Source organism: Lysinibacillus sp. UGB7 (genome assembly GCF_049058285.1).
GTDB lineage: Bacteria > Bacillota > Bacilli > Bacillales_A > Planococcaceae > Lysinibacillus > Lysinibacillus sphaericus_B.
The window spans coordinates 52,737-72,518 of record NZ_JBMGUV010000030.1 but is presented as its reverse complement, the minus strand read 5'-3'; the positions used below and the strand labels follow the sequence as shown (position 1 = coordinate 72,518).

Below are 19,782 nucleotides of genomic sequence, written 5' to 3'. Positions count from 1 at the left end.
AATTAGCTTTGCTAGTCCTTAATGTTAATCACGTCTTTGTTGAATCGTAATATACAACCCCATTAAACGGTCCGTAGTCCCGAATAATTCCATCCTTAACTGCCTGTGCAATAAAGTTTTCTGTTTCAGTTTTCATAGCTGGCGAACCTGGATTCCAATTCCCTCTGCTTTTGGCGGTTCTTAGTAAAAAAACACCTACCTAAAGGTAAATGTCTATGTAAACAATTTATTTAATTGCTTCATTGCTCTTTTCTTATTCTTCTCTAGTTGTTGCACCGTTATTTGCTTAACTTTTGGTTCTGGTCCTTCAATATCATTAGAGATTTTTTGGGAAAGTTACTCTGCAGCTTCTGTGTCCGCATCATAGAATCCCTCGATTTATTTAAGATGCTTTTTCAATCTATAAAGTATTGTTGCAGCACTTCCACATCTTGCGAGGGTAAACTATCCAAGATGGAAGAAAAACGCTCGTACGCACTCTCTAAACGGTCTATTTGTCGCTTCCTGTTCTCTTTCTCCGCAATGATCATTAAAGCGAGTCGTTCGGTTCCTTTAATTACACTTACATCTTCATCATAAGATGTGACACCGTATGAAAACTCATACAATTCCTGAAAATATTGTTCCGCTGATCGTTTTAAATACTTGGCCAACCCTTTAGAACGTCGTGCAGAGATACAAATAGCTAAACACATAGAAAATGAAAAGCTTAATAACTAATACCCTCCCAACCTTGCCCCCGCAAGCGGTCTAGGAGGAATAAGAATGGCCAATATTCAAAGTTACACAAAAAGTGGAAAGAAGTTTTACAAATTTCAAATTTATATAGGTACAGATCCTCTTACAGGAAAACGTACAAAGACAACCAGAAGTAGATTTGCAACAAAAAAGGAAGCCCAACTCGCTCTATCTCGATTACAGCTGGAGATAGAAAGAGGGGACTTCCGAAAAAAATCAGTGGATACATTTAATGATATTTATGGTCTATGGATCGAGCAATACAAAAATACAGTTGAAGCTAGTACATTTGTCAAAACGACAGGCATATTTAAAAATCATATATTCCCCCCCCGATAGGTAACTATAAAATTGAAAAAGTGAATGTACAAACTTGTCAAAAACATATAAATGAGTGGTTCAAGAAATTAAAGAAATATCGCACCGTTAAGTCGTACGCTTCAATAGTGTTTGATTATGCAGTAACGCTTGGGATAATTACCGACAATCCAATGAAAAGGGTTACGATGCCTATAAGCCTGGATGTACCTAACGAGGATGAAGGCATTAATTATTACACGAAAGAGCAATTAATTCATTTCTTAAAATGCTTAAAATAATTATAAAGCTTACGCATTATTTAGATTGCTTTGTTTCAGTGGTATGCGTAAAGGTGAAGCACTAGCGTTACAATGGAATGACCTCAATTTTAAGGATGAGGAAATCCGTATTAATAAGGCATTAGCACGTGGTGAAGATAATCAACTATATGTAAAGACAACCAAAACAAAAGGCTCTATTCGTACATTTAAATGGAAAAAGTAACGATGGATATTTTAGACGTTTGGAAAAAGCAACAAAAGCAAAACAAAAGAAGCTGCAGCAGAAAAGTTTGCAAAGTATTTGGATTTTCAGCTCTAAAAAAATGCCACTTTAAATGCCTTTGATTGAAATTAAATGCCGCTCAATAAAATAGACAAAAAGAAAAAAGCCTTGTATATCAAGGCTTCTTACGTTGTTTGAAATCCACTGATTCCTATGTATGGAGACGGCGGGAGTCGAACCCGCGTCCAAAGACTCCAATACTTCAGCTTCTACGCGTGTAGTTTGCCTATTCGCATTTCACGTAGCATTATGCCGACAAACAGGCGTCCTGTACGCTAACCTGGCAATCTCTTGCCGGTGACTCAGGTGGTACCACCGACCGTATCCCACTAAAGTTGGGCCCTACGTTATGCACATGGGCGATGCATAGGCAGAGCGCTTAAGAGCTTACGCTGCGAAAGCTAAGTTTTGTTGTTTGCCAGTTATTATATAACTTCCGTTGATGACGGAGCCGAGACCTCCGACGCGCGACTAAAGCTTGAACCATCCCTGTCGAATCCGTAACGTCCCCTTGATATGGCTTACAATACACATCGTATGTCTTCGTCCATTCACTCACTCGCATCCTCATGTACTGATGTATGCTGTGGTGCTTGCTCGTTCATTTCCTTGACTAGTCGTGTCTTGTAACCTTTATAGCTTTCCAAAAAGAAAAGCATTCAAGTAGGCTAGAATTTCTTCTAGTACGGTGGGAGCCAAAAGTACGCTTCCATTAAATCTGGCAATCAGTAATTCATATTATAGAACAAAAAGAGCGACACTTCAAGTGCGCCGCCTTGGATGATTATTTCACTACCTTAAATTTCAGCTTTCTCAATTGTAAAAATAGCTTTCCTATCATGGAGTCTGTGAGATAGCCAAAATAGACATCCACTTCTTGCCCACCAAAGCCCAGCTTAAATTCTTTGATTTCTTCTTTGTTTGTCAATGCACCGAAATCATAGCGAGCAAAGCCTCTGTTTCGGAACATCATGATATTTTCCCACAGTAAGAAACGATTGGCAAAACGTATTTGCTGCTTTAAATCGGGTCGATCTTTTATCCAGGCAGCCGTACCCGTGTATAAATTCAATGCCATATCACCATCTACAATGTAAATGCGATAGCACAGTGCATCGCCTTCATTATTTTGCAACTTTGTATAGACCAACGCACCTTTTTCACGGAGAAGTTTTAAGGTTTGCATATGAAATTTACGCACGCGGTTTGTATCCTTCATTTTTGCAAATGCATTGTAAAATTGCTGAAATTCCTGTAGCTCTAAATCTGTTGGCTGTTCTTTAACAATGATTTGATAAGGCTCCTTTTTTGCACGCCGAAGCATGTAGCGATTCATTTTCGATAAATCAGCTAATAACACGTCCTCCTCTTGCTGCAAGATTATTTGCAATGTCGTATGGCCTTCAAGTTTTTGCTCAGGTCGCTTCGTTTGTGTATAGCAAACTAGTTTTTTATTTTCTTTTATATCGTCACATTGTTCCGCAAAGTAAATATGCTCCATTTCCACAAACATTAATTTCCGCTTAATCGTAAGTATCGTTTCCCCTCCTTAAATCGCTAGCTGCCAGTTCGTTCTTTATTATATTTTCTAACCCTATATTTAGAACTTAAAGTCGGCTATTTCCAAGTTGTGACCGTCAGTTTGAGTTCGCTATCCGTCAGTTACGGCTTTCTATCCATCAGTTCTCCTGTTCTATCCGTCAGTTCAACCTCTCTATCCGCCACTCAACATCCCACAAACAAAAAAAGCTCACCACATCGTATGGTGAGCTGAGATTCTATTAAACTTGATTGTTTGCCTTGAAAGCACGTTCCATTTCGCGTTTTGCTTCTTTTTTGCGCATGTCGTTACGCTTGTCGTAGTCTTTTTTTCCTTTACCAACGCCAATTAGGAGCTTGGCATAGCCGTCCTTCAGGTACATTTTCAATGGGACAATTGTATAGCCGTCCCGCTTTACTGCACCGACTAGCTCACCGATTTGCTTTTTATGCAAGAGCAATTTGCGAGAGCGCAGTGGGTCGTGGTTGAAACGGTTCCCTTGGTCAAACGGGCTGACATGCATGTTGCTAATCCATGCTTCGCCACTACTGATTCTTACGTAGGAATCCTTTAGTTGGACTTTGCCGGCACGAATTGATTTGATTTCTGTCCCAGTAAGTACCATGCCTGCTTCAATCGTCTCTTCAATGAAGTAGTCATGCCCTGCCTTTTTATTTTGTGCTAATACTTTTCCAGCACCTTTTGCCATACGATTCACCCTCTATTCAAAGGTGGAGCAGGATGATACCTGCCCACACAGGATTATAATCACATAAACGAAAGTGCCATAAAGCGCACTTTCGCCTTCTGAATTTCATCTAGCTTCCAGCACCCACCCGCGGTGTACATATGCATATAAAGTACAAGTATACTCCAGCACTGCCGAGGGTAAATGGATGCTTTTCGCCTTTTGTTATCATCGTTTTGATTTTTTCTTTTTACCTTTTTTAGCAACGCCCTCGTAGAACTTTTGCTTTTGTTTTACGCCTTTTTTAGGACCTGGGCTTGAGCCATCTTTGCGACGACCACGTGGATCGCGATCACTTTCACGTCGCTCTCCAGGTTTCGATGAGTCGCTGCGTTTAGATGAATCGCCGCGTTTGTTTGAGTCTCCACGTTTCGAAGAATCACCTCGCACTGATTTAGTATCATCATCGCGACGTCCTTTGCGGCTGCTGCGGCCATCCTTGTTGTCGTTATAATTTTTACGTGCATGGATAACGGTCGGTGTTGTTTTACGAGTACGTCCATACGACGTTACCATCCCGACGATTTCGAAGTCAATAGATGATTCCTCAATGATAACATTCGCTACACGTACTGTTACTTCATCCCCAATGCGGAATTGACGGTTTGTACGTTCACCGATCATAATCATTTGACGATCATCGAAACGGTAATAATCATCGGTCATATTGCTGATGTGTACGAGTCCTTCAATGGTGTTTGGTAGCTCAATGAACATCCCAAAGTTCGTAATGGAAGAGACAATGCCCTCAAACTCTTCACCAATTTTATCGGACATATATTGTGCTTTCTTCAGTGCATCTGTATCACGTTCTGCATCAACAGCACGACGTTCACGCTCCGAAGTATGGTCAGCAATTTCATCCATTGCCATGCCCCACTGTGCAACCGTCTCTCTTGATGTATCCTTGTTAATTAAATACGTACGGATTAAACGATGTACCACTAAGTCCGGATAACGACGAATCGGTGAAGTGAAATGCGTATAGAAATCCGTTGATAGACCAAAGTGGCCTATGCTTTCAGGATAATATTTCGCCTGTTGCATCGAACGTAGGAGCATTGTTGAAATAACAGGCTCTTCTGGCATACCTTCAATTGCCGTTAAGACATCTTGTAATGCCTTAGGATGCACGGTATTTCCTGTACCTTTAATTAAAATACCGAAGTTCGTGACAAATTCAAAGAAACGTTGTAGTTTTTCTGGCTTTGGATCTTCGTGAATACGGTATAGGAACGGGACATTCATCCAGTGGAAATGTTCGGCAACTGTTTCGTTGGCTGCCAGCATGAAATCTTCTATTAATTTCTCTGCCACAGTACGTTCACGCAACTCGATATCGACTGGCCAACCATCCTCATCGACAATTACCTTAGACTCCTTAAAGTCAAAGTCAATTGCGCCGCGCATTTCACGTTTATGACGTAATATCTTAGAAAGTTCGGCCATGTTTTTAAACATTGGAACAAGTGGTTCATAACGAGCAATAAGTGCTTCATCTTGCTCCTCTAATATCTTATAGACGTCTGTGTATGTCATGCGTTCCGTTGTTTTAATTACACTTTGGAAAATTTCATGTGAAATTACATTACCATTCGCATCAATAATCATTTCACAGGACAGCGTTAAACGATCTACCTGTGTGTTTAATGAACAAATACCATTCGATAGTCGATGTGGAATCATCGGAATAACGCGGTCAGTTAAATATACACTTGTCGCACGATCATATGCTTCGATATCTAGCACAGAACCTTGTGTTACATAATAGCTAACATCTGCAATATGTACGCCAAGTTTGTAAGTACCGTCCACATTTTTCGTTACTGTTACAGCATCATCTAAGTCTTTTGCATCTGCTCCATCAATTGTGACAATCGTTTCATGACGTAAATCACGACGTCCCATTAAATCAGCTTGTGAAATTTCATCAGGCACTCTTTGTGCAGCCGTAACTACTTCGTCTGGGAATTCTGGTGGAATGTCATGTTTATATAAAATAGACAGGATGTCCACACCTGGATCATTTTTGTGTCCTAAAATTTTTGTAATATAGCCTGTTGCTGATTTTAAGTCTTCTGGCCATGTGGCTATTTCCACAACAACCTTATGTCCATCAACAGCTCCTAATGTATCGCCCTTGGCAATGAAGATATCCATTGGCAGTTTTTTGTCGTCTAAAACGACGAAGCCAAAACCTCGGTTTGCTTGGAATGTGCCAACAAATTTCGTTTGTCCACGTTCAACTACCTTCGTAATTGTTCCTTCACGGCGATCACCGAATGATTCCTTTAACACACGAATAAGTACCGTATCCCCATTTATCGCACCATTTACTTCGTGCGGTGGAATGAACACATCATCCATTCCTTCAATATCAGGTGCAACAAAGCCAAAGCCCTTTGCATGTCCGATAAATTTACCACGCATTAAATTCATACGTTCTGGTAAGCCATAGCGATTTGAACGTGAGCGGACTACTAAACCTTGTCCCTCCATACGCACGAGTGTTTTGACTAGTTCTTTAAATTCTTCAGCATCCTCAAAGCCAAATTCGTCCTCGATTTCACCAACTGTTAATGGCTTATATTCTTCTTCACCGAAAAAATCGACTAAACGACTTTGTAGTGAATCTTTATGTTCTGTCATACATATTCCCTCCTTCTTGTGAAAATCCTAACTCTACATATTAGTCTGCCCAATTTAAGCTTTCTAAAAAACGATAAATATCATCATGTAATTGCTCTTTTTCCTGATCTAATGTAATAACATGCTTTGAGTTTTCATACCACTTGATGTGTTTTTCAAGTGACTCAGTTTGATTATATATAATGTTGGCAGATTCTGTGTCAATTACCTCATCATTTGTAGCTTGAACGACAAAAATTGGCGCATAAATCATATCGATGTCTTTACGTGTCTGTGAGATAAAGTTACGTAAGTCTTGCAAAGAAGGCATTCCTTTCTCTGCAATTAAAGAAACTTCAGCATTAATCTGTGCTTCATTTTTTCCTTCGTATTTTTTATAGTCTTTGGCATATTTTAATACACCTTCGAACATGACATCGGTTGTCCGCATTGTCATAGGCGCACACATCGTAATGATGCCCTTAACAGGATTATTCAGGGCAACATTTAAGGCCATTACACCGCCTAGTGAAAGTCCCGCTACGGCAATTTCTCGGTAACCCGCTTCCTGTAATTGTTGGTAGGCCGCTACAACATCCTGCCACCAGTCCGCTGGGCCAGTTGTGATTAGTTCTTCAGGTTCCACACCGTGACCTTTATAATGAGGTGCTAATGTAGTGTACCCTTTTTTCTCTAAAAATCGTCCAAGCATACGCACATCTGCAGAGCTACCCGTAAACCCATGCAGTAATAATACTGCACGCGGTCCTGCTTGAAAGAAAAATGGCTGAGATAGTGATTTGTTCATTGCGTGCTCTCCTTCATCCTAATACATATTATATCTATTATAGCCAGATCAATTACACATTTGCGTAATTGCGTCCGGAGGCTTTGATCAACATGGTGTTTAGCCACTCAGTCGATGTATAAACACTCACTGACAATGAAGGACAATCACAGTCATCTTGTCAGCTATTAAGGTAGAATCTTCTTTAGTATGTAGATAAAAGAAAACGCCCAACCATGCGTGGTTAGGCGATACATCTTCAACTATTAGATTTTTGTAATAGCGATTGCTAAAATAAAAAATAATACTGCTAACACAATTGTTGCACGGTGAAGAATTAAATCCATACCACGTGCTTTTTGTTTGCCAAATAGTTGTTCAGCTCCACCCGAGATGGCACCTGACAAGCCTGCACTTTTACTTGATTGAAGTAATACAACAACAACCAATGCTAATGATACGACAACTAATGATACTAATACTACTGTATGCATCTACTGCACCTCCCGAACTTTGAAACATCACAACACACTACATTATAACAAAAAAAGGGTACGATGACAATCTAAGAACACAAAATCACAATATTTGTCTATCTTTAGTAGATTTCCTATAAAATAGACATTACGGCGCTAACCTTCTAGAATAAAATGGATTAAAATGAAAAAAACAGGAGGATTATGTATGAAGAACAAAATATCGCTACTACTGTTCAGTTGTCTTGTAAGCTTACTTGTTGCTTGTGCACACGATGTCGATACACTTCAAGAGAAAGTAGAAGTTGAGGATTCACTAAACACTGCGGAAGATGGCGGAGAGCTAAAGCAACCTGAAAGTAAGGCCTTATCCACTAATCTATCAACCAATGATCTTTTTTCTACTACATTATTTGACGAAGATCCTGCACTGTTGCAATTCATAAAAAAAATAGAACAGCATATTGCAAATTTTGATAAAGACTTTGAAGTAACGTATAGAGGGAAACTAAAGAGCGATGCTTTTGAGCAGCAGCTTAATGATATTACGAGTTTACTTTCTTATGTGAATCCCTATACTGCTGGTTATTTCCTTGACTATCAATGGACATATTGGGAAGAGGATAAAGGATTTTCTGTTGAATTTAAGATAACCTATTTAACAGATGTAGAAAAAGAAGCACATATCGATGCGTATGTTAAAAACTTTGTGAATACATATATTTCAGCTGATATGAACGATTTTGAACGAGCGAAGGCGGTCAATGATTACGTCGTTTTGCTAGCCACTTATACAGAAGAAGGCGTTACAGAAGGACAGACAGTTTATGAGCTTATTCAAGATGGCACTGGCGTTTGTCAAGCTTACGCATTATTAGCATATCGTTTATTTTTAGCTGCTGGTCTTGAAGCAGACTACGTATATGGCTATAGCGACGACGAATTGCATGCCTGGAATTTAGTGAATGTCGATGATGATTGGTTCCATGTTGATACAACTTGGAATGACATCGACGCTAATGAACCGTATGCAATTTCCTACGAATATTTTTTATTAAATGATGAAAAACTAAGCACAGATCATCTTTGGCAAACGGAAAACTATCATGCTGCAACAAGCGATGGCTATGCTTTTATGCATAATATGTGGTATGCAGATACAGAAAATAAAGCGATTTATTATAACGACATTCAGGACGGCAAGGTTTATAAGTATGATTTAACAACCAATAGTAATAAGCAAATTACAGATACATCGTGCTACTATTTAGCTGTCCATCATGATGCTATCTATTGTAGTGATTATGATAACGCAGGCTATTTAACAAAAATTCTTACGAGTGATGGACAGGAGGAAGTTTTGCTTGAGCAGGAAGTGCTTAATCTCTACACAGAAAATGATGTACTTTACTATGAAACAATTGACGGTGAGGTTAGTAAAAAAATACTTCCATAATAAACAGATATATTAACTTTAACAAAATTACCATAATCTATTAACAAATCTATCATTTTCTCTTTACATTACTCCTTTACAATTAGTAACGAATTCACCTATAAGGAGGAAAATCATGAAATACACAAAAAAATGGAGTTCATTGTTTTTAGCAAGCGCTATTACCTTATCGTCGCTTAGCATCACACTACCAGAAGTACAAGCCGCAGAAGTGAAAAAACCAACGAATGTTATTATGCTCGTAATGGATGGTAGCAGTAATAATGCCATCACTCTTTCCCGTTGGTATAAAGGTGAAGCCTTGGCAATGGACGAAATTTTAACGGGTGCTATGCGTACGTACTCCGCTGAATCAGCTATCACAGACTCGGCTCCTGCAGCAACGGCGTTAGCAACTGGACATAAATCCAATGATAAATACGTGGGTGTTTTACCATCTGTCATCAACTCTCCGGGGCTAGAGCAGATTGCGAAAGAAGATGGCTTTAAACCTGTAGCCAATGTCTTAGAAGGAGCGAAACAACAGGGTAAAGCAACTGGTTTGATTTCCACTTCAGAGATTCAACATGCAACACCAGCAGGTTTTTCTGCTCATGTTAAAAATAGAAGTCAATACGGCGACATAGCTGAGCAACAGGTTTATCAAAACATTGATGTTGTATTAGGCGGCGGTTTAGAATCGCTCTCACCAGGTACAACGAAGAATGCACGCAAAGATGGCGAAAATTTAGTGAACGTCTTACAAGAGAAGAATTACGCGCTTGTTAAAACACGAGACGAGCTACTAAATAGTCAATCAGCTAAAATTTGGGGCAGCTTTGCACCAAGTGCACTTGCCTATGATTTAGACCGTGAGAAAACGAGAGCCTCTGAGCCAACTCTTGCTGAAATGACAAACAAAGCAATTGATACGCTAAAAAAAGACGAGGACGGATTCTTCCTATTTGTGGAAGGTAGTAAGGTAGACTGGGCAGCACATGCCAACGATACAATCGGCATGATTAGTGATATTTTATCGTTCGATGATGCTGTCAAAGAAGCCATTGACTTCGCTAAAGAAGATGGTAACACGATGGTCATCGCCGTAACAGACCACGGTAATAGCGGTATTACGATGGGAAATGCCAATACAACAAGTACGTATTCAAGCATACCTGTCTCTGCCTATATCGACCCATTGAAAAAAGCAACAATGACAGTTGAAGGTGCGCTCAGTCAATTAAAAGAAGACAAATCAAATCTGGTAGAAGTAGCTGCATTATACGGTTTAGACAATTTAACAGAGGACGAGCTTTCAACGTTAAAATCGGCTAAAGATTTAGGCAGTGAGATGGTAAAAATGCTGGCGAACCGTGCAAACATCGGCTTTACAACTGGTGGTCATACTGGTGAGGATGTATTCTTATACTCATTCGGTCCATCAAAAGTGACTGGTCTTGTAGAAAATACTGATTTAGCCCATGCAATGGCTCAGTTTATGGACTTTGATTTAGCAAAGCTTACGGACAATTTATACAAACCGGCAACGAAAGAATTAACAGCAAAAGGCTTCACAACAAAAATTGACCTGGCTGATACAGAGAACCCAAAATTTATTGCTAAAAAAGGCGATATGACAGTAACTATTCCCGTTAACAAGAATATAGTGATTTATGATCAAGTTTCAACGAATGGTGAAGCAACTTCAAAAACGCAAACTTTTGATACAATTAATGTCTACAATGGCTCAGAATTCTACGTATCAGAAAAAGTATTAAATACGATAAAGTGAAACTACAATCAGTGAACTACTGATTGTTAGTTGAACCAATCGGGCTTTTACGGTCAGTTGATGCACTCGGTGGCGGCTTACTGACCCTTAAAGCGGGATAAAGTGAAACTTCAATCAGTGAACTACTGATTGTTAGTTGAACCAATCGGGCTTTTACGGTCAGTTGATGCACTCGGTGGCGGCTTACTGACCCTTAAAGCGGGATAAAGTGAAACTTCAATCAGTGAACTACTGATTGTTAGTTGAACCAATCAGGCTTTTACGGTCCGTTGATGCACTCGGTGGCGACTTACTGACCGTTAAAGCGGGGTCAAATAAACTTGCATGCGATGTTATCAGTTTTCTCAACTGAGGACATCGCATTCTTTCTTCCTTCAAGTCATTGTCCTTCGTATAGTTTTCGTATAAAATAAGACACAATATTTTTCTGAAATATTCCCTCATTCTCCTTCATATCTATCTACTTCCAAAGAATCTTAATTTAATCTTAAATTAATCTTACTATTTTATGAATTCTCTATTAATTTGCAACATTTTTCTACACATACCGTCAAAACAGTGTTAAAAATAAATATACAAAAATAACTTGAAAAAACATGACGAAATCTAGTATATTTACACAAGTTGTTATTTTTTACATTTTTTCAAAATCGGAGGTGGATAAATGCAATCCATCAAAAATAATGAGTATTGTCGTTTTATAGGTTATACGCTGTTTTATTTCATCGTTTTGGTACTGCTGTTTCTGATTCATGGTTTCCATGATATGAACGCTGGGCCTTTTATATATACGGAATTTTAGAAAAAGGAGATTTTATTATGTTAAGTGTATTAGCCGCTATTCAAAATGTGGCCCTACAAAACCCGAATCATCCTGCTTATCGTACCAGTAATGAATCATTAACGTATGGTGAACTTTGGGATTACTCGGATTGTTTAGCACATCATTTAATGGCTCTAGAATTAAAAAACCAACAGCCTATTATTGTTTACGGGCATATGTCCCCTTTACAAATTGTTGCTTTTTTAGGCGCCGTTAAATCAGGGCATCCTTATGTACCCGTCGATTCCTCCACACCAATGGAGCGCCTTCAGGTCATTATCGAAGCATCTGAAGCTTGCCTGCTACTCACTACGGAGGAATTAAGCACGCCCCTATCAATTCCTGTAATAGCAGTAAGGGATGCTGTAACACGAACAACAACTACTTCAACTCAGCCTGCCACTTGGGTAAAGAATCATGACATTCATTACATCATTTACACGTCAGGCTCTACAGGTAAGCCTAAAGGTGTTCAAATTACAGCAGATAATTTAGCACATTTTGTCGTTTGGATGAATAATCACTTCCCTATTCAGCAATCAGGTGTATTTCTAAATCAAGCTCCCTATTCCTTTGATTTATCTGTGATGGATTTGTATCCTGCACTAGTAGGAGGTCACACGCTTTACGCCATTACCCACGAACAAATAGCTAATCCAAAATCATTATTCGATGATTTAGCGGACTCAGGGATAGGTGTTTGGACTTCCACTCCTTCTTTTGCCAAAATGTGTTTAATGAATAAGGATTGGCATCAGGGATTAATGCCACAATTAAATACATTCCTGTTCTGTGGAGAGGTTTTACCAAAAAAAGTCGTCAAAGAATTAATGTTACGTTTTCCACAAGCATCTATCTTCAATTTATATGGACCGACTGAAACAACGGTTGCAGTTTCATATGTGGAGGTAACAAAAGAACTTCTACAACGATTTGAACAGTTACCAATTGCTCCTATGTCTGAGCCTAATTTATCCTTACACGACAATGGCGAAATCATCATATCTGGGCCAACTGTAAGTGCAGGCTATCTTGGAGCACCCGACTTAACGGCAAAAGCGTTCCCTTCAGTAGGGGGCGCACGGATTTATAAAACAGGTGATATTGGCTATGAAAAGGATGGCTACCTATTCTTTGCTGGGCGTAAGGATTTTCAGGTGAAATTGCATGGCTATCGATTAGAAATTGAAGAGATTGAAAAACAGATTGGCGATCTATCTCCTGTAAATGGATGTGTAGTTGTACCTGTTTTAAAAGGGGATGACATTGTTTCGCTAAGTGCTTATGTTGTTCTCCGTGAACAGCTTTTAGAATCGGCTTTCAAGATGACAAAGCAGCTTAAATCATTATTATCAGAACAATTACCTTCCTATATGATTCCAAAAAAATTCATATACATTGATTCCTTGCCCTTAAATACAAATGGTAAAGTTGATCGTAAAGGATTGGCGGTTATGGAGAAAGTATGACGCCTTATGGAAATATAATTTTCTTTATCATAATTAGTATTTTGTTAATGCCTACCATTCTATTAGGGCTAAGAGGGAAATCAGCCAAACGCTATAATATTTTCATTTCCATACTCATTTTAGCCATTATTTTTGGCCATTCTATAAATGGAACTGTTTCGCTCGTACTCTTCACCTTATTTCAGTTAATACTTATTCTTACGTACCAAAAGTATCGGTTGCAAAAAAACAGCGGTATTGTATTTGTCATAGCCGTATTACTTTCTATTTTCCCACTGGTACTTGTAAAGGTGCTACCAATACTCGGCCTTCATCATTTGTTTGGCTTTCTTGGTGTTTCCTACATTACCTTTAAATCCGTACAAATGATTTTAGAAACGCGTGATGGCCTGATAAAAGACAAAATTTCTGTGGTGGAACTTACTTACTTCTTATTGTTCTTCCCAACAGTATCATCTGGTCCAATTGATCGCTGGCGACGCTTTTACAAAGACATGCAAACAGTACCTTCTGCTAATGATTATCAAAAGCTACTGTTAAGCGGCATTAATTATATATTTGTAGGTTTTCTATATAAATTTATCTTAGCTTACCTCATTTATAATTATACGCTTATCTATTTACCCAACCATACGTATAATTATTTGACACCTTTTCAAGGGCATATAGCGTATATGTATATGTATAGTTTTTATTTGTTTTTCGATTTTGCTGGTTACAGTGCATTTGCTGTTGGTGTCAGTCGCATTATGGGCATTCAAACACCTATTAACTTTAACCGACCATTTACAAGTCGTAATATTAAAGATTTCTGGAATCGCTGGCATATGAGTCTTTCCTTCTGGTTTAGGGACTATGTATATATGCGGTTTGTACTGTGGATGACGAAAAAAAAATGGATTAAGAACAAGTACGCAATTTCATATATTGGCTTCTTTTTGCTGTTCTTTTTAATGGGTATTTGGCATGGACTCGAATGGCACTATGTCGTGTACGGACTATATCATGCCATGCTAATCATTAGCTTCGATAAATTTGAACGCTGGAACAAAAAACATAAGCGCTGGCCAAAAAATAAATGGACGCATGCTTTAGGCATATTTATCACTTTTAATGCGGTTTGTTTTGGTTTCTATATTTTTTCAGGTCAATTATTTTAAACACTAAAGGAGAATTACTAAAATGGAAAAACAACAAATACTCGAAATGCTCGTAGACTTATGTGAGGATGATGTAGTTTTAGAAAACCCTGACATGGATTTATTTGAAGAAGGACTTCTTGATTCTTTTGGCACAATCAATCTATTAGTAGAAATTGAAAATCGCTTTGATATCTCTGTACCTATCACAGATTTTAATCGTGAGGAATGGAACACGCCAAATCGTATTGCTGCGAAATTAGCTGAAAGACAATGATAAAAAAGGGTTTCTTATCACTTTTAGTAGCATTTGTTCTATTTGCTGCCTTTGTATTCTTTCCTAATTCTTGGATAAAGGCATGGATTTCAGATGCACATGTAGAGCAGGCAAAGACCAGTATGGCCCCTCTGATGTTTCAAGGCATGTATTTACAGGAACGCATGTTACAAGAGTCTAATTCGATGCCATTATATGGGTCTTCAGAGTTAAATCGTTTCGATCCCTTTCACCCTTATAATTACGTACGTGCGACGGATGCTCCCTATTCTACATTTATGATTGGCCGTGGCGGTATGCAGTCCATTACGCACTTTTTAAATTTTGCTGCCCAAGAGGGAAATTTAAAAGATAAAAAGATTGTCTTTATCATTTCGCCACAATGGTTTACAGCAAAAGGGATGGAAGAGCTTCATTTTTCACCTAACTATTCCATGCTACATGCCTATGATTTAGCTTTTAACAAAGAGATTGATCCAAAGCTTCGAAATGATGCCATGGAGCGTCTGCTACAGTTCGATACGGTAAAGCGGGACCATTTGTTACGAGCTATGTATCAATTTAAAATGTCTGACGGTAAGGAAAGGCCGATTGTAGGACGTCTTGCAATGATGGCAGGCCGTGTGCAAAAGGCTTTACTGGAGAAAAAGGATTTATACTACTCTCTTTTTCCTAGTACTTCTCATAATTTAAAAAGTAATGACAAGCTTATTACGAATCAAACATTTGAACAGCAACTACAGCATGCGGAAGCATATGGTCAAAAACGTGTATCAAATGAATTAATGATCGAAAATAAGTTTTACAAACGACTGGAAAATTCCAATCTTAAAAAGTTAGAGGGCTTCCGAAAACATGTGGACTATACAGAGTCACCAGAATACCAGGACTTTCAGCTAGTCATCGATGTGCTGAAAGATGCCGGTGCTAAGCCTCTATTTGTGTCTATTCCAGTCAATGGTCGCTGGTACGACTACGCAGAATATCCACAAGATCGTCGTCAGGAATACTATAAAAAAATGGAGCAAGTGTTAACAGCTGCTGATGTTCCTTATGTCGATTTCTCTGACCACGAGTACGATCCATATTTCATTATGGATACCATTCATATTGCGTGGAAAGGCTGGGTATATCTAAATCAGGAACTAGACAAATATTGGGAACAGCCTTAAACAAAAGCAGGGTCAGTCCTAAGTGATGCTATTTATCACTTAGAACTGACCCTTTTGTGTACAATATTTCAATGAATATGTCCCTTATTCTCTAACGCAATACTTCCTATACGTTACTGACCATTCTTCAGCATGTGCTGCAATAGTCTGGTTTTTCAACTGCAATTTTTGAATAATAGTTTGCTTATGCCAATAAAAAAATTGCCTCAAAAGCATTGCTATACTTTTGAGACAACTTATTTTAGTGAACTGCTCGGCATACAAAATGTACCAAGCAATTTAACATCACATATAGTTAATATTATTTTAAATTATAGAAAGAATTTAACCCTAAATACTCTGCTGTTTCACCAAGTTGATCTTCAATGCGAAGAAGTTGGTTGTATTTCGCCACACGGTCTGTACGAGATGGAGCACCTGTTTTAATTTGACCAGCGTTTGTTGCCACTGCAATATCAGCAATTGTAGCATCTTCAGATTCACCTGAACGGTGAGAGATAACAGCTGTATAGCCAGCACGTTTTGCCATTTCAATTGCTTCAAATGTTTCTGTTAATGTACCGATTTGGTTTACCTTAATTAGGATGGCATTCCCTACACCTTGCTCAATACCAGCAGCTAATTTTTTCGTATTTGTTACGAATAGGTCATCACCTACTAATTGTACGCGAGAGCCAATACGATCTGTTAATAATTTATGACCAGCCCAGTCATTTTCGTCTAAGCCGTCTTCGATAGAGATAATTGGATACTTAGCAGTTAACTCATCGTACCAATCAACCATTTCCTCAGAAGTTTTCACAACGCCTTCACCATCTAAGTGGTATTTGCCATCTTCTTTGTTGAATAACTCAGATGAAGCAACATCCATTGCAAGTTTCACTTCTTCACCTGCTTTATAGCCAGCTTTTTCGATTGCTTCAAGAATTACTGTAATTGCTTCCTCGTTTGAACCAAGGTTTGGTGCAAAACCGCCTTCATCACCGACAGCTGTATTGTAGCCTTTGTCTTTTAATACGGCTTTTAAGTTATGGAAAATTTCAGCTCCCATGCGTAGTGCATGACGGAAACTTTCAGCCCCTACAGGCATTACCATGAATTCTTGAATATCTACGTTGTTGTCAGCGTGAGCGCCTCCATTTATGATGTTCATCATAGGGACTGGTAATTGTTTTGAGTTGAAACCGCCAAGATATTGATAAAGAGGTACATCTAAATAATCTGCCGCAGCATGTGCCACTGCCATTGATACGCCTAAAATTGCATTAGCGCCTAGCTTTCCTTTGTTTTCTGTGCCGTCAAGCTCGATTAAAGCTTTGTCGATCACAACTTGGTCAAGAACTGAGAAGTTACCTTCTAATTCTTCTGCAATTATTGTATTTACATTTTCAACTGCTTTTAATACACCTTTGCCTAGGTAACGTGATTTGTCACCGTCGCGTAATTCTACCGCTTCGTATTCACCTGTAGATGCACCAGATGGCACAATTGCACGGCCAAAAGCGCCTGATTCCGTAAATACTTCTACTTCTACTGTTGGGTTCCCACGTGAGTCTAAAACTTCGCGCGCATAAATCTGTGTAATAAATGGCATAATTAATTCTCCTCTTTTTCAATTAATGATTTACCTGTCATTTCAATAGGTTGTGACACCTCTAATAATTCTAACATGGTAGGCGCCAAATCGGCTAAAATACCACCATTTCTTAACATTAAATTTGATTTTGTCACAATCACTGGAACAGGATTTGTTGTATGAGCTGTCATTGGCTGTCCTTCTAAAGTCATAACTTCATCAGAATTACCATGGTCAGCTGTAATAATAGCTGCGCCACCTTTTGCAAGAAGGGCATCTACTACTTTACCTAAACATTCATCTACTACTTCGATTGCTTTAATCGTTGGTTCTAACATCCCACTATGCCCAACCATATCTGGGTTAGCAAAATTCAATAAAATACCGTCGAATTTATCTGCAGCAATCTCTGTAAGTAATGCTTCTGTTACTTCATAAGCACTCATTTCTGGTTTTAAATCGTATGTCGCTACATTTGGAGAGGCAATTAAAATACGCTCTTCACCAGCGAATTTGTCTTCACGTCCTCCGCTCATAAAGAACGTAACATGTGGATACTTTTCTGTTTCTGCAATACGAAGCTGTGTTTTGCCATTAGAAGCTAATACTTCACCAATCGTATTTTTTAAATTGTCATTGGCATAGGCAACTTGTGCGTTCACTTCATCACTATAATGAGTGAAAGATACGAATTTTAAATTTTTAGGATGTTTTGCCGATAAGGCGAAGCCATCGAAATCATTATTCGTAAACACTTTAGACAGTTGAATCGCTCGGTCAGGACGGAAGTTGAAGAAAATAACAGCGTCATTATCACCAATTGTCGCCACCGCTTCTTCATGCTGTTGAACACTAAAAGGTATAACAAATTCATCGGTTACCTCGCGTTCATATGATTCGGTTACGCCACCTTTAGCACTCTCAGCTGATTGGCCGACTCCATCAACTAATACATTGTAAGTGAGTGCTACACGGTCCCATCGTTTGTCGCGATCCATGGCATAATAACGTCCATGAATGGAGGCAATTTGCCCAATGCCGATTGCAGCCATTTGTTTTTCAGTTTCTTCGATATAGGCCATGGCTGTTGTTGGACCAACATCACGACCATCTAAGAAACCATGAACAAAAACGTCGTCTAAACCTTGCTCTTTCGCCAATTTCAATAAGGCAAATAGATGCTCATAATGGCTGTGCACCCCACCATCTGATAGTAAGCCCATGAGATGTAGCTTCGAGTTGTGTGCTTTTGCGTGTGCCGCCGCATCTAAAAAAGCTTGGTTCGTAAAGAAATCACCATCACGAATTGACTTGTTTAGACGTGTTAAACTTTGGTACACAATACGGCCAGCACCGATATTTAAGTGTCCTACTTCAGAATTCCCCATTTGTCCGTCTGGTAACCCTACTGCTTCACCAGCCGCAGTTAATGTTGCATGAGGAAATTGATTCCAATAACGATCAAAATTTGGTTTTTTGGCTTGGGCTACTGCATTGCCAAATGTTTCATCACGGAATGCAAAGCCATCTAAAATAATTAATGCTACTGGCTTTTTAGGCATTTGCTGCCGCCTCCAATAATTTTAAATAGGAATCTGGTTGTAAGCTCGCGCCACCAACTAGTGCACCATCGATATGTTCTTTTGATAATAATTCTTTAATATTGTCTGGTTTCACGCTACCGCCGTATTGAATGCGCACAGCCTCTGCTGTTTCAACATCATAAAGTCCTTTCATAACTGCACGAATTGCTCCACATACTTGGTTGGCATCGTCCGCTGTTGCTGTTTTACCTGTGCCAATCGCCCAAATAGGTTCATAGGCGATGACCATATGCTCTACTTCTTGTGCAGAAAAACCGGCAAGGGCTGCAGTAATTTGACCAGCTACCTTGCGTTCAGTAATACCTGCTTCACGTTCCTCAAGCGTTTCACCACAACATATAATTGGTACAATATTGTGCGCAAGAGCTGCTGCGACTTTCTTATTTATCGCTTCATCTGTTTCATTATAAAATTCACGTCGTTCAGAATGTCCTAAAATCACATAGTCTACTTCAACACTCGCAAGTTGTGCTGGGCTAATTTCCCCGGTAAATGCACCCTCGTTTTCATAATGCATCGTTTGTGCACCGATGGCTAGCTCTGAGTCGCTAGCTACTTGTACAAGTGTTGGCAAGAATAGCGCCGGTGCGCAAATAACAGCATCTACTTTGTCATTTGAAGGGAGTTTGTCCTGTACGGCATCGACAAACTGAATCGCCTCATCAAATGTCTTATACATTTTCCAGTTTCCTGCAATAATTGGTTTACGCATCG

At 39.0% G+C, this 19,782-nt stretch carries 18 protein-coding genes, 1 other RNA gene and 1 pseudogene; 10 read left to right on the top strand and 10 right to left on the bottom strand.

The window, feature by feature from the left end; genetic code table 11:
* Positions 1–395: 395 nt before the first annotated feature.
* Positions 396–653: a hypothetical protein gene (locus ACOMCU_RS21775; RefSeq protein ID WP_421051369.1), complete on the bottom strand. Its 258-nt coding sequence runs from the start codon at positions 651–653 to the stop codon at positions 396–398.
* Between the two features lie 112 nt (positions 654–765).
* On the opposite strand from ACOMCU_RS21775, the gene ACOMCU_RS21770 reads away from it, so the two are divergent.
* The 3 genes and pseudogenes from ACOMCU_RS21770 to ACOMCU_RS21760 form a co-directional block, all read left to right on the top strand.
* Entirely contained in the window at positions 766–1,077 is a 312-nt protein-coding gene (locus ACOMCU_RS21770; protein WP_421051368.1) for an Arm DNA-binding domain-containing protein, read from the top strand.
* Positions 1,078–1,097: 20 nt separating this feature from the next.
* Entirely contained in the window at positions 1,098–1,337 is a 240-nt protein-coding gene (locus ACOMCU_RS21765) for a hypothetical protein (protein WP_421051367.1), read from the top strand.
* 16 nt (positions 1,338–1,353) lie between these two features.
* Positions 1,354–1,542: pseudogene (locus ACOMCU_RS21760) on the top strand (site-specific integrase); the annotation flags it as partial.
* A 215-nt stretch (positions 1,543–1,757) separates the two neighbouring features.
* Here ACOMCU_RS21760 and ssrA read toward each other — a convergent pair.
* From ssrA to secG, 6 genes are all read right to left on the bottom strand, one after another.
* Positions 1,758–2,113, bottom strand: a transfer-messenger RNA (tmRNA) gene (gene ssrA, locus ACOMCU_RS21755).
* 273 nt (positions 2,114–2,386) lie between these two features.
* Positions 2,387–3,115 (bottom strand): hypothetical protein, encoded by a 729-nt coding sequence (locus ACOMCU_RS21750; protein ID WP_421051366.1) that lies wholly within the window; start codon positions 3,113–3,115, stop codon positions 2,387–2,389.
* 268 nt (positions 3,116–3,383) lie between these two features.
* Positions 3,384–3,851, bottom strand: a complete 468-nt coding sequence (smpB, locus tag ACOMCU_RS21745; RefSeq protein WP_421051370.1) for an SsrA-binding protein SmpB — start codon at positions 3,849–3,851, stop codon at positions 3,384–3,386.
* A gap of 207 nt (positions 3,852–4,058) precedes the next feature.
* The gene (rnr, locus tag ACOMCU_RS21740) at positions 4,059–6,539 is read right to left on the bottom strand and encodes a ribonuclease R (protein WP_421051365.1); all 2,481 of its coding nucleotides are present in this window, start codon (positions 6,537–6,539) and stop codon (positions 4,059–4,061) included.
* A gap of 40 nt (positions 6,540–6,579) precedes the next feature.
* Entirely contained in the window at positions 6,580–7,326 is a 747-nt protein-coding gene (locus ACOMCU_RS21735) for an alpha/beta hydrolase (RefSeq protein WP_421051364.1), read from the bottom strand.
* A 245-nt stretch (positions 7,327–7,571) separates the two neighbouring features.
* Positions 7,572–7,799: a preprotein translocase subunit SecG gene (gene secG, locus ACOMCU_RS21730; protein WP_010857413.1), complete on the bottom strand. Its 228-nt coding sequence runs from the start codon at positions 7,797–7,799 to the stop codon at positions 7,572–7,574.
* 190 nt (positions 7,800–7,989) lie between these two features.
* Here secG and ACOMCU_RS21725 point away from each other — a divergent pair, with 190 nt between their 5' ends.
* The 7 genes from ACOMCU_RS21725 (at position 7,990) to dltD (ending at position 15,888) form a co-directional block, all read left to right on the top strand.
* On the top strand, positions 7,990–9,237 hold the full coding sequence (locus ACOMCU_RS21725; protein WP_421051363.1) for a transglutaminase domain-containing protein: 1,248 nt from the start codon (positions 7,990–7,992) through the stop codon (positions 9,235–9,237).
* Positions 9,238–9,352: 115 nt separating this feature from the next.
* A complete protein-coding gene (locus ACOMCU_RS21720; RefSeq protein WP_421051362.1) occupies positions 9,353–11,008 on the top strand; it encodes an alkaline phosphatase in 1,656 nt (551 codons plus the stop codon).
* Between the two features lie 664 nt (positions 11,009–11,672).
* Positions 11,673–11,810: a teichoic acid D-Ala incorporation-associated protein DltX gene (locus ACOMCU_RS21715; RefSeq protein ID WP_036129727.1), complete on the top strand. Its 138-nt coding sequence runs from the start codon at positions 11,673–11,675 to the stop codon at positions 11,808–11,810.
* Positions 11,811–11,827: 17 nt separating this feature from the next.
* On the top strand, positions 11,828–13,300 hold the full coding sequence (gene dltA, locus ACOMCU_RS21710) for a D-alanine--poly(phosphoribitol) ligase subunit DltA (RefSeq protein WP_421051360.1): 1,473 nt from the start codon (positions 11,828–11,830) through the stop codon (positions 13,298–13,300).
* Entirely contained in the window at positions 13,297–14,460 is a 1,164-nt protein-coding gene (gene dltB, locus ACOMCU_RS21705) for a D-alanyl-lipoteichoic acid biosynthesis protein DltB (RefSeq protein WP_421051359.1), read from the top strand. Before dltA ends, dltB begins: the two co-directional genes overlap by 4 nt.
* Positions 14,461–14,482: 22 nt before the next feature.
* Positions 14,483–14,716, top strand: a complete 234-nt coding sequence (gene dltC, locus ACOMCU_RS21700) for a D-alanine--poly(phosphoribitol) ligase subunit 2 (protein WP_010857408.1) — start codon at positions 14,483–14,485, stop codon at positions 14,714–14,716.
* Positions 14,713–15,888 carry a D-alanyl-lipoteichoic acid biosynthesis protein DltD gene (dltD, locus tag ACOMCU_RS21695; protein ID WP_010857407.1) on the top strand — a complete coding sequence of 392 codons (1,176 nt, stop codon included), beginning with the start codon at positions 14,713–14,715 and terminating at the stop codon, positions 15,886–15,888. Before dltC ends, dltD begins: the two co-directional genes overlap by 4 nt.
* A 301-nt stretch (positions 15,889–16,189) precedes the next feature.
* On the opposite strand, the gene eno is transcribed toward dltD, so the two are convergent.
* From eno to tpiA, 3 genes are read right to left on the bottom strand one after another with little or no spacing between them, the layout of a single operon-like run.
* The gene (gene eno, locus ACOMCU_RS21690; protein WP_421051358.1) at positions 16,190–17,482 is read right to left on the bottom strand and encodes a phosphopyruvate hydratase; all 1,293 of its coding nucleotides are present in this window, start codon (positions 17,480–17,482) and stop codon (positions 16,190–16,192) included.
* A 2-nt stretch (positions 17,483–17,484) separates the two neighbouring features.
* Positions 17,485–19,026: a 2,3-bisphosphoglycerate-independent phosphoglycerate mutase gene (gpmI, locus tag ACOMCU_RS21685; protein ID WP_421051357.1), complete on the bottom strand. Its 1,542-nt coding sequence runs from the start codon at positions 19,024–19,026 to the stop codon at positions 17,485–17,487.
* Positions 19,019–19,780 (bottom strand): triose-phosphate isomerase, encoded by a 762-nt coding sequence (gene tpiA, locus ACOMCU_RS21680; RefSeq protein WP_010857404.1) that lies wholly within the window; start codon positions 19,778–19,780, stop codon positions 19,019–19,021. Before tpiA ends, gpmI begins: the two co-directional genes overlap by 8 nt.
* Positions 19,781–19,782: the final 2 nt, after the last annotated feature.

Excerpts from the sequence above, each read along its gene's own strand:
- secG (WP_010857413.1), bottom strand. The coding sequence starts at position 7,799 with ATGCATACAGTAGTATTAGTATCATTAGTTGTCGTATCATTAGCATTG.
- smpB (WP_421051370.1), bottom strand. The coding sequence starts at position 3,851 with ATGGCAAAAGGTGCTGGAAAAGTATTAGCACAAAATAAAAAGGCAGGG.
- dltA (WP_421051360.1), top strand. The coding sequence starts at position 11,828 with ATGTTAAGTGTATTAGCCGCTATTCAAAATGTGGCCCTACAAAACCCG.
- gpmI (WP_421051357.1), bottom strand. The coding sequence starts at position 19,026 with ATGCCTAAAAAGCCAGTAGCATTAATTATTTTAGATGGCTTTGCATTC.
- dltB (WP_421051359.1), top strand. The coding sequence starts at position 13,297 with ATGACGCCTTATGGAAATATAATTTTCTTTATCATAATTAGTATTTTG.
- dltC (WP_010857408.1), top strand. The coding sequence starts at position 14,483 with ATGGAAAAACAACAAATACTCGAAATGCTCGTAGACTTATGTGAGGAT.
- tpiA (WP_010857404.1), bottom strand. The coding sequence starts at position 19,780 with ATGCGTAAACCAATTATTGCAGGAAACTGGAAAATGTATAAGACATTT.
- rnr (WP_421051365.1), bottom strand. The coding sequence starts at position 6,539 with ATGACAGAACATAAAGATTCACTACAAAGTCGTTTAGTCGATTTTTTC.
- ACOMCU_RS21715 (WP_036129727.1), top strand. The coding sequence starts at position 11,673 with ATGCAATCCATCAAAAATAATGAGTATTGTCGTTTTATAGGTTATACG.
- ACOMCU_RS21735 (WP_421051364.1), bottom strand. The coding sequence starts at position 7,326 with ATGAACAAATCACTATCTCAGCCATTTTTCTTTCAAGCAGGACCGCGT.
- ACOMCU_RS21720 (WP_421051362.1), top strand. The coding sequence starts at position 9,353 with ATGAAATACACAAAAAAATGGAGTTCATTGTTTTTAGCAAGCGCTATT.
- ACOMCU_RS21750 (WP_421051366.1), bottom strand. The coding sequence starts at position 3,115 with ATGTTTGTGGAAATGGAGCATATTTACTTTGCGGAACAATGTGACGAT.
- dltD (WP_010857407.1), top strand. The coding sequence starts at position 14,713 with ATGATAAAAAAGGGTTTCTTATCACTTTTAGTAGCATTTGTTCTATTT.
- ACOMCU_RS21770 (WP_421051368.1), top strand. The coding sequence starts at position 766 with ATGGCCAATATTCAAAGTTACACAAAAAGTGGAAAGAAGTTTTACAAA.
- ACOMCU_RS21725 (WP_421051363.1), top strand. The coding sequence starts at position 7,990 with ATGAAGAACAAAATATCGCTACTACTGTTCAGTTGTCTTGTAAGCTTA.
- eno (WP_421051358.1), bottom strand. The coding sequence starts at position 17,482 with ATGCCATTTATTACACAGATTTATGCGCGCGAAGTTTTAGACTCACGT.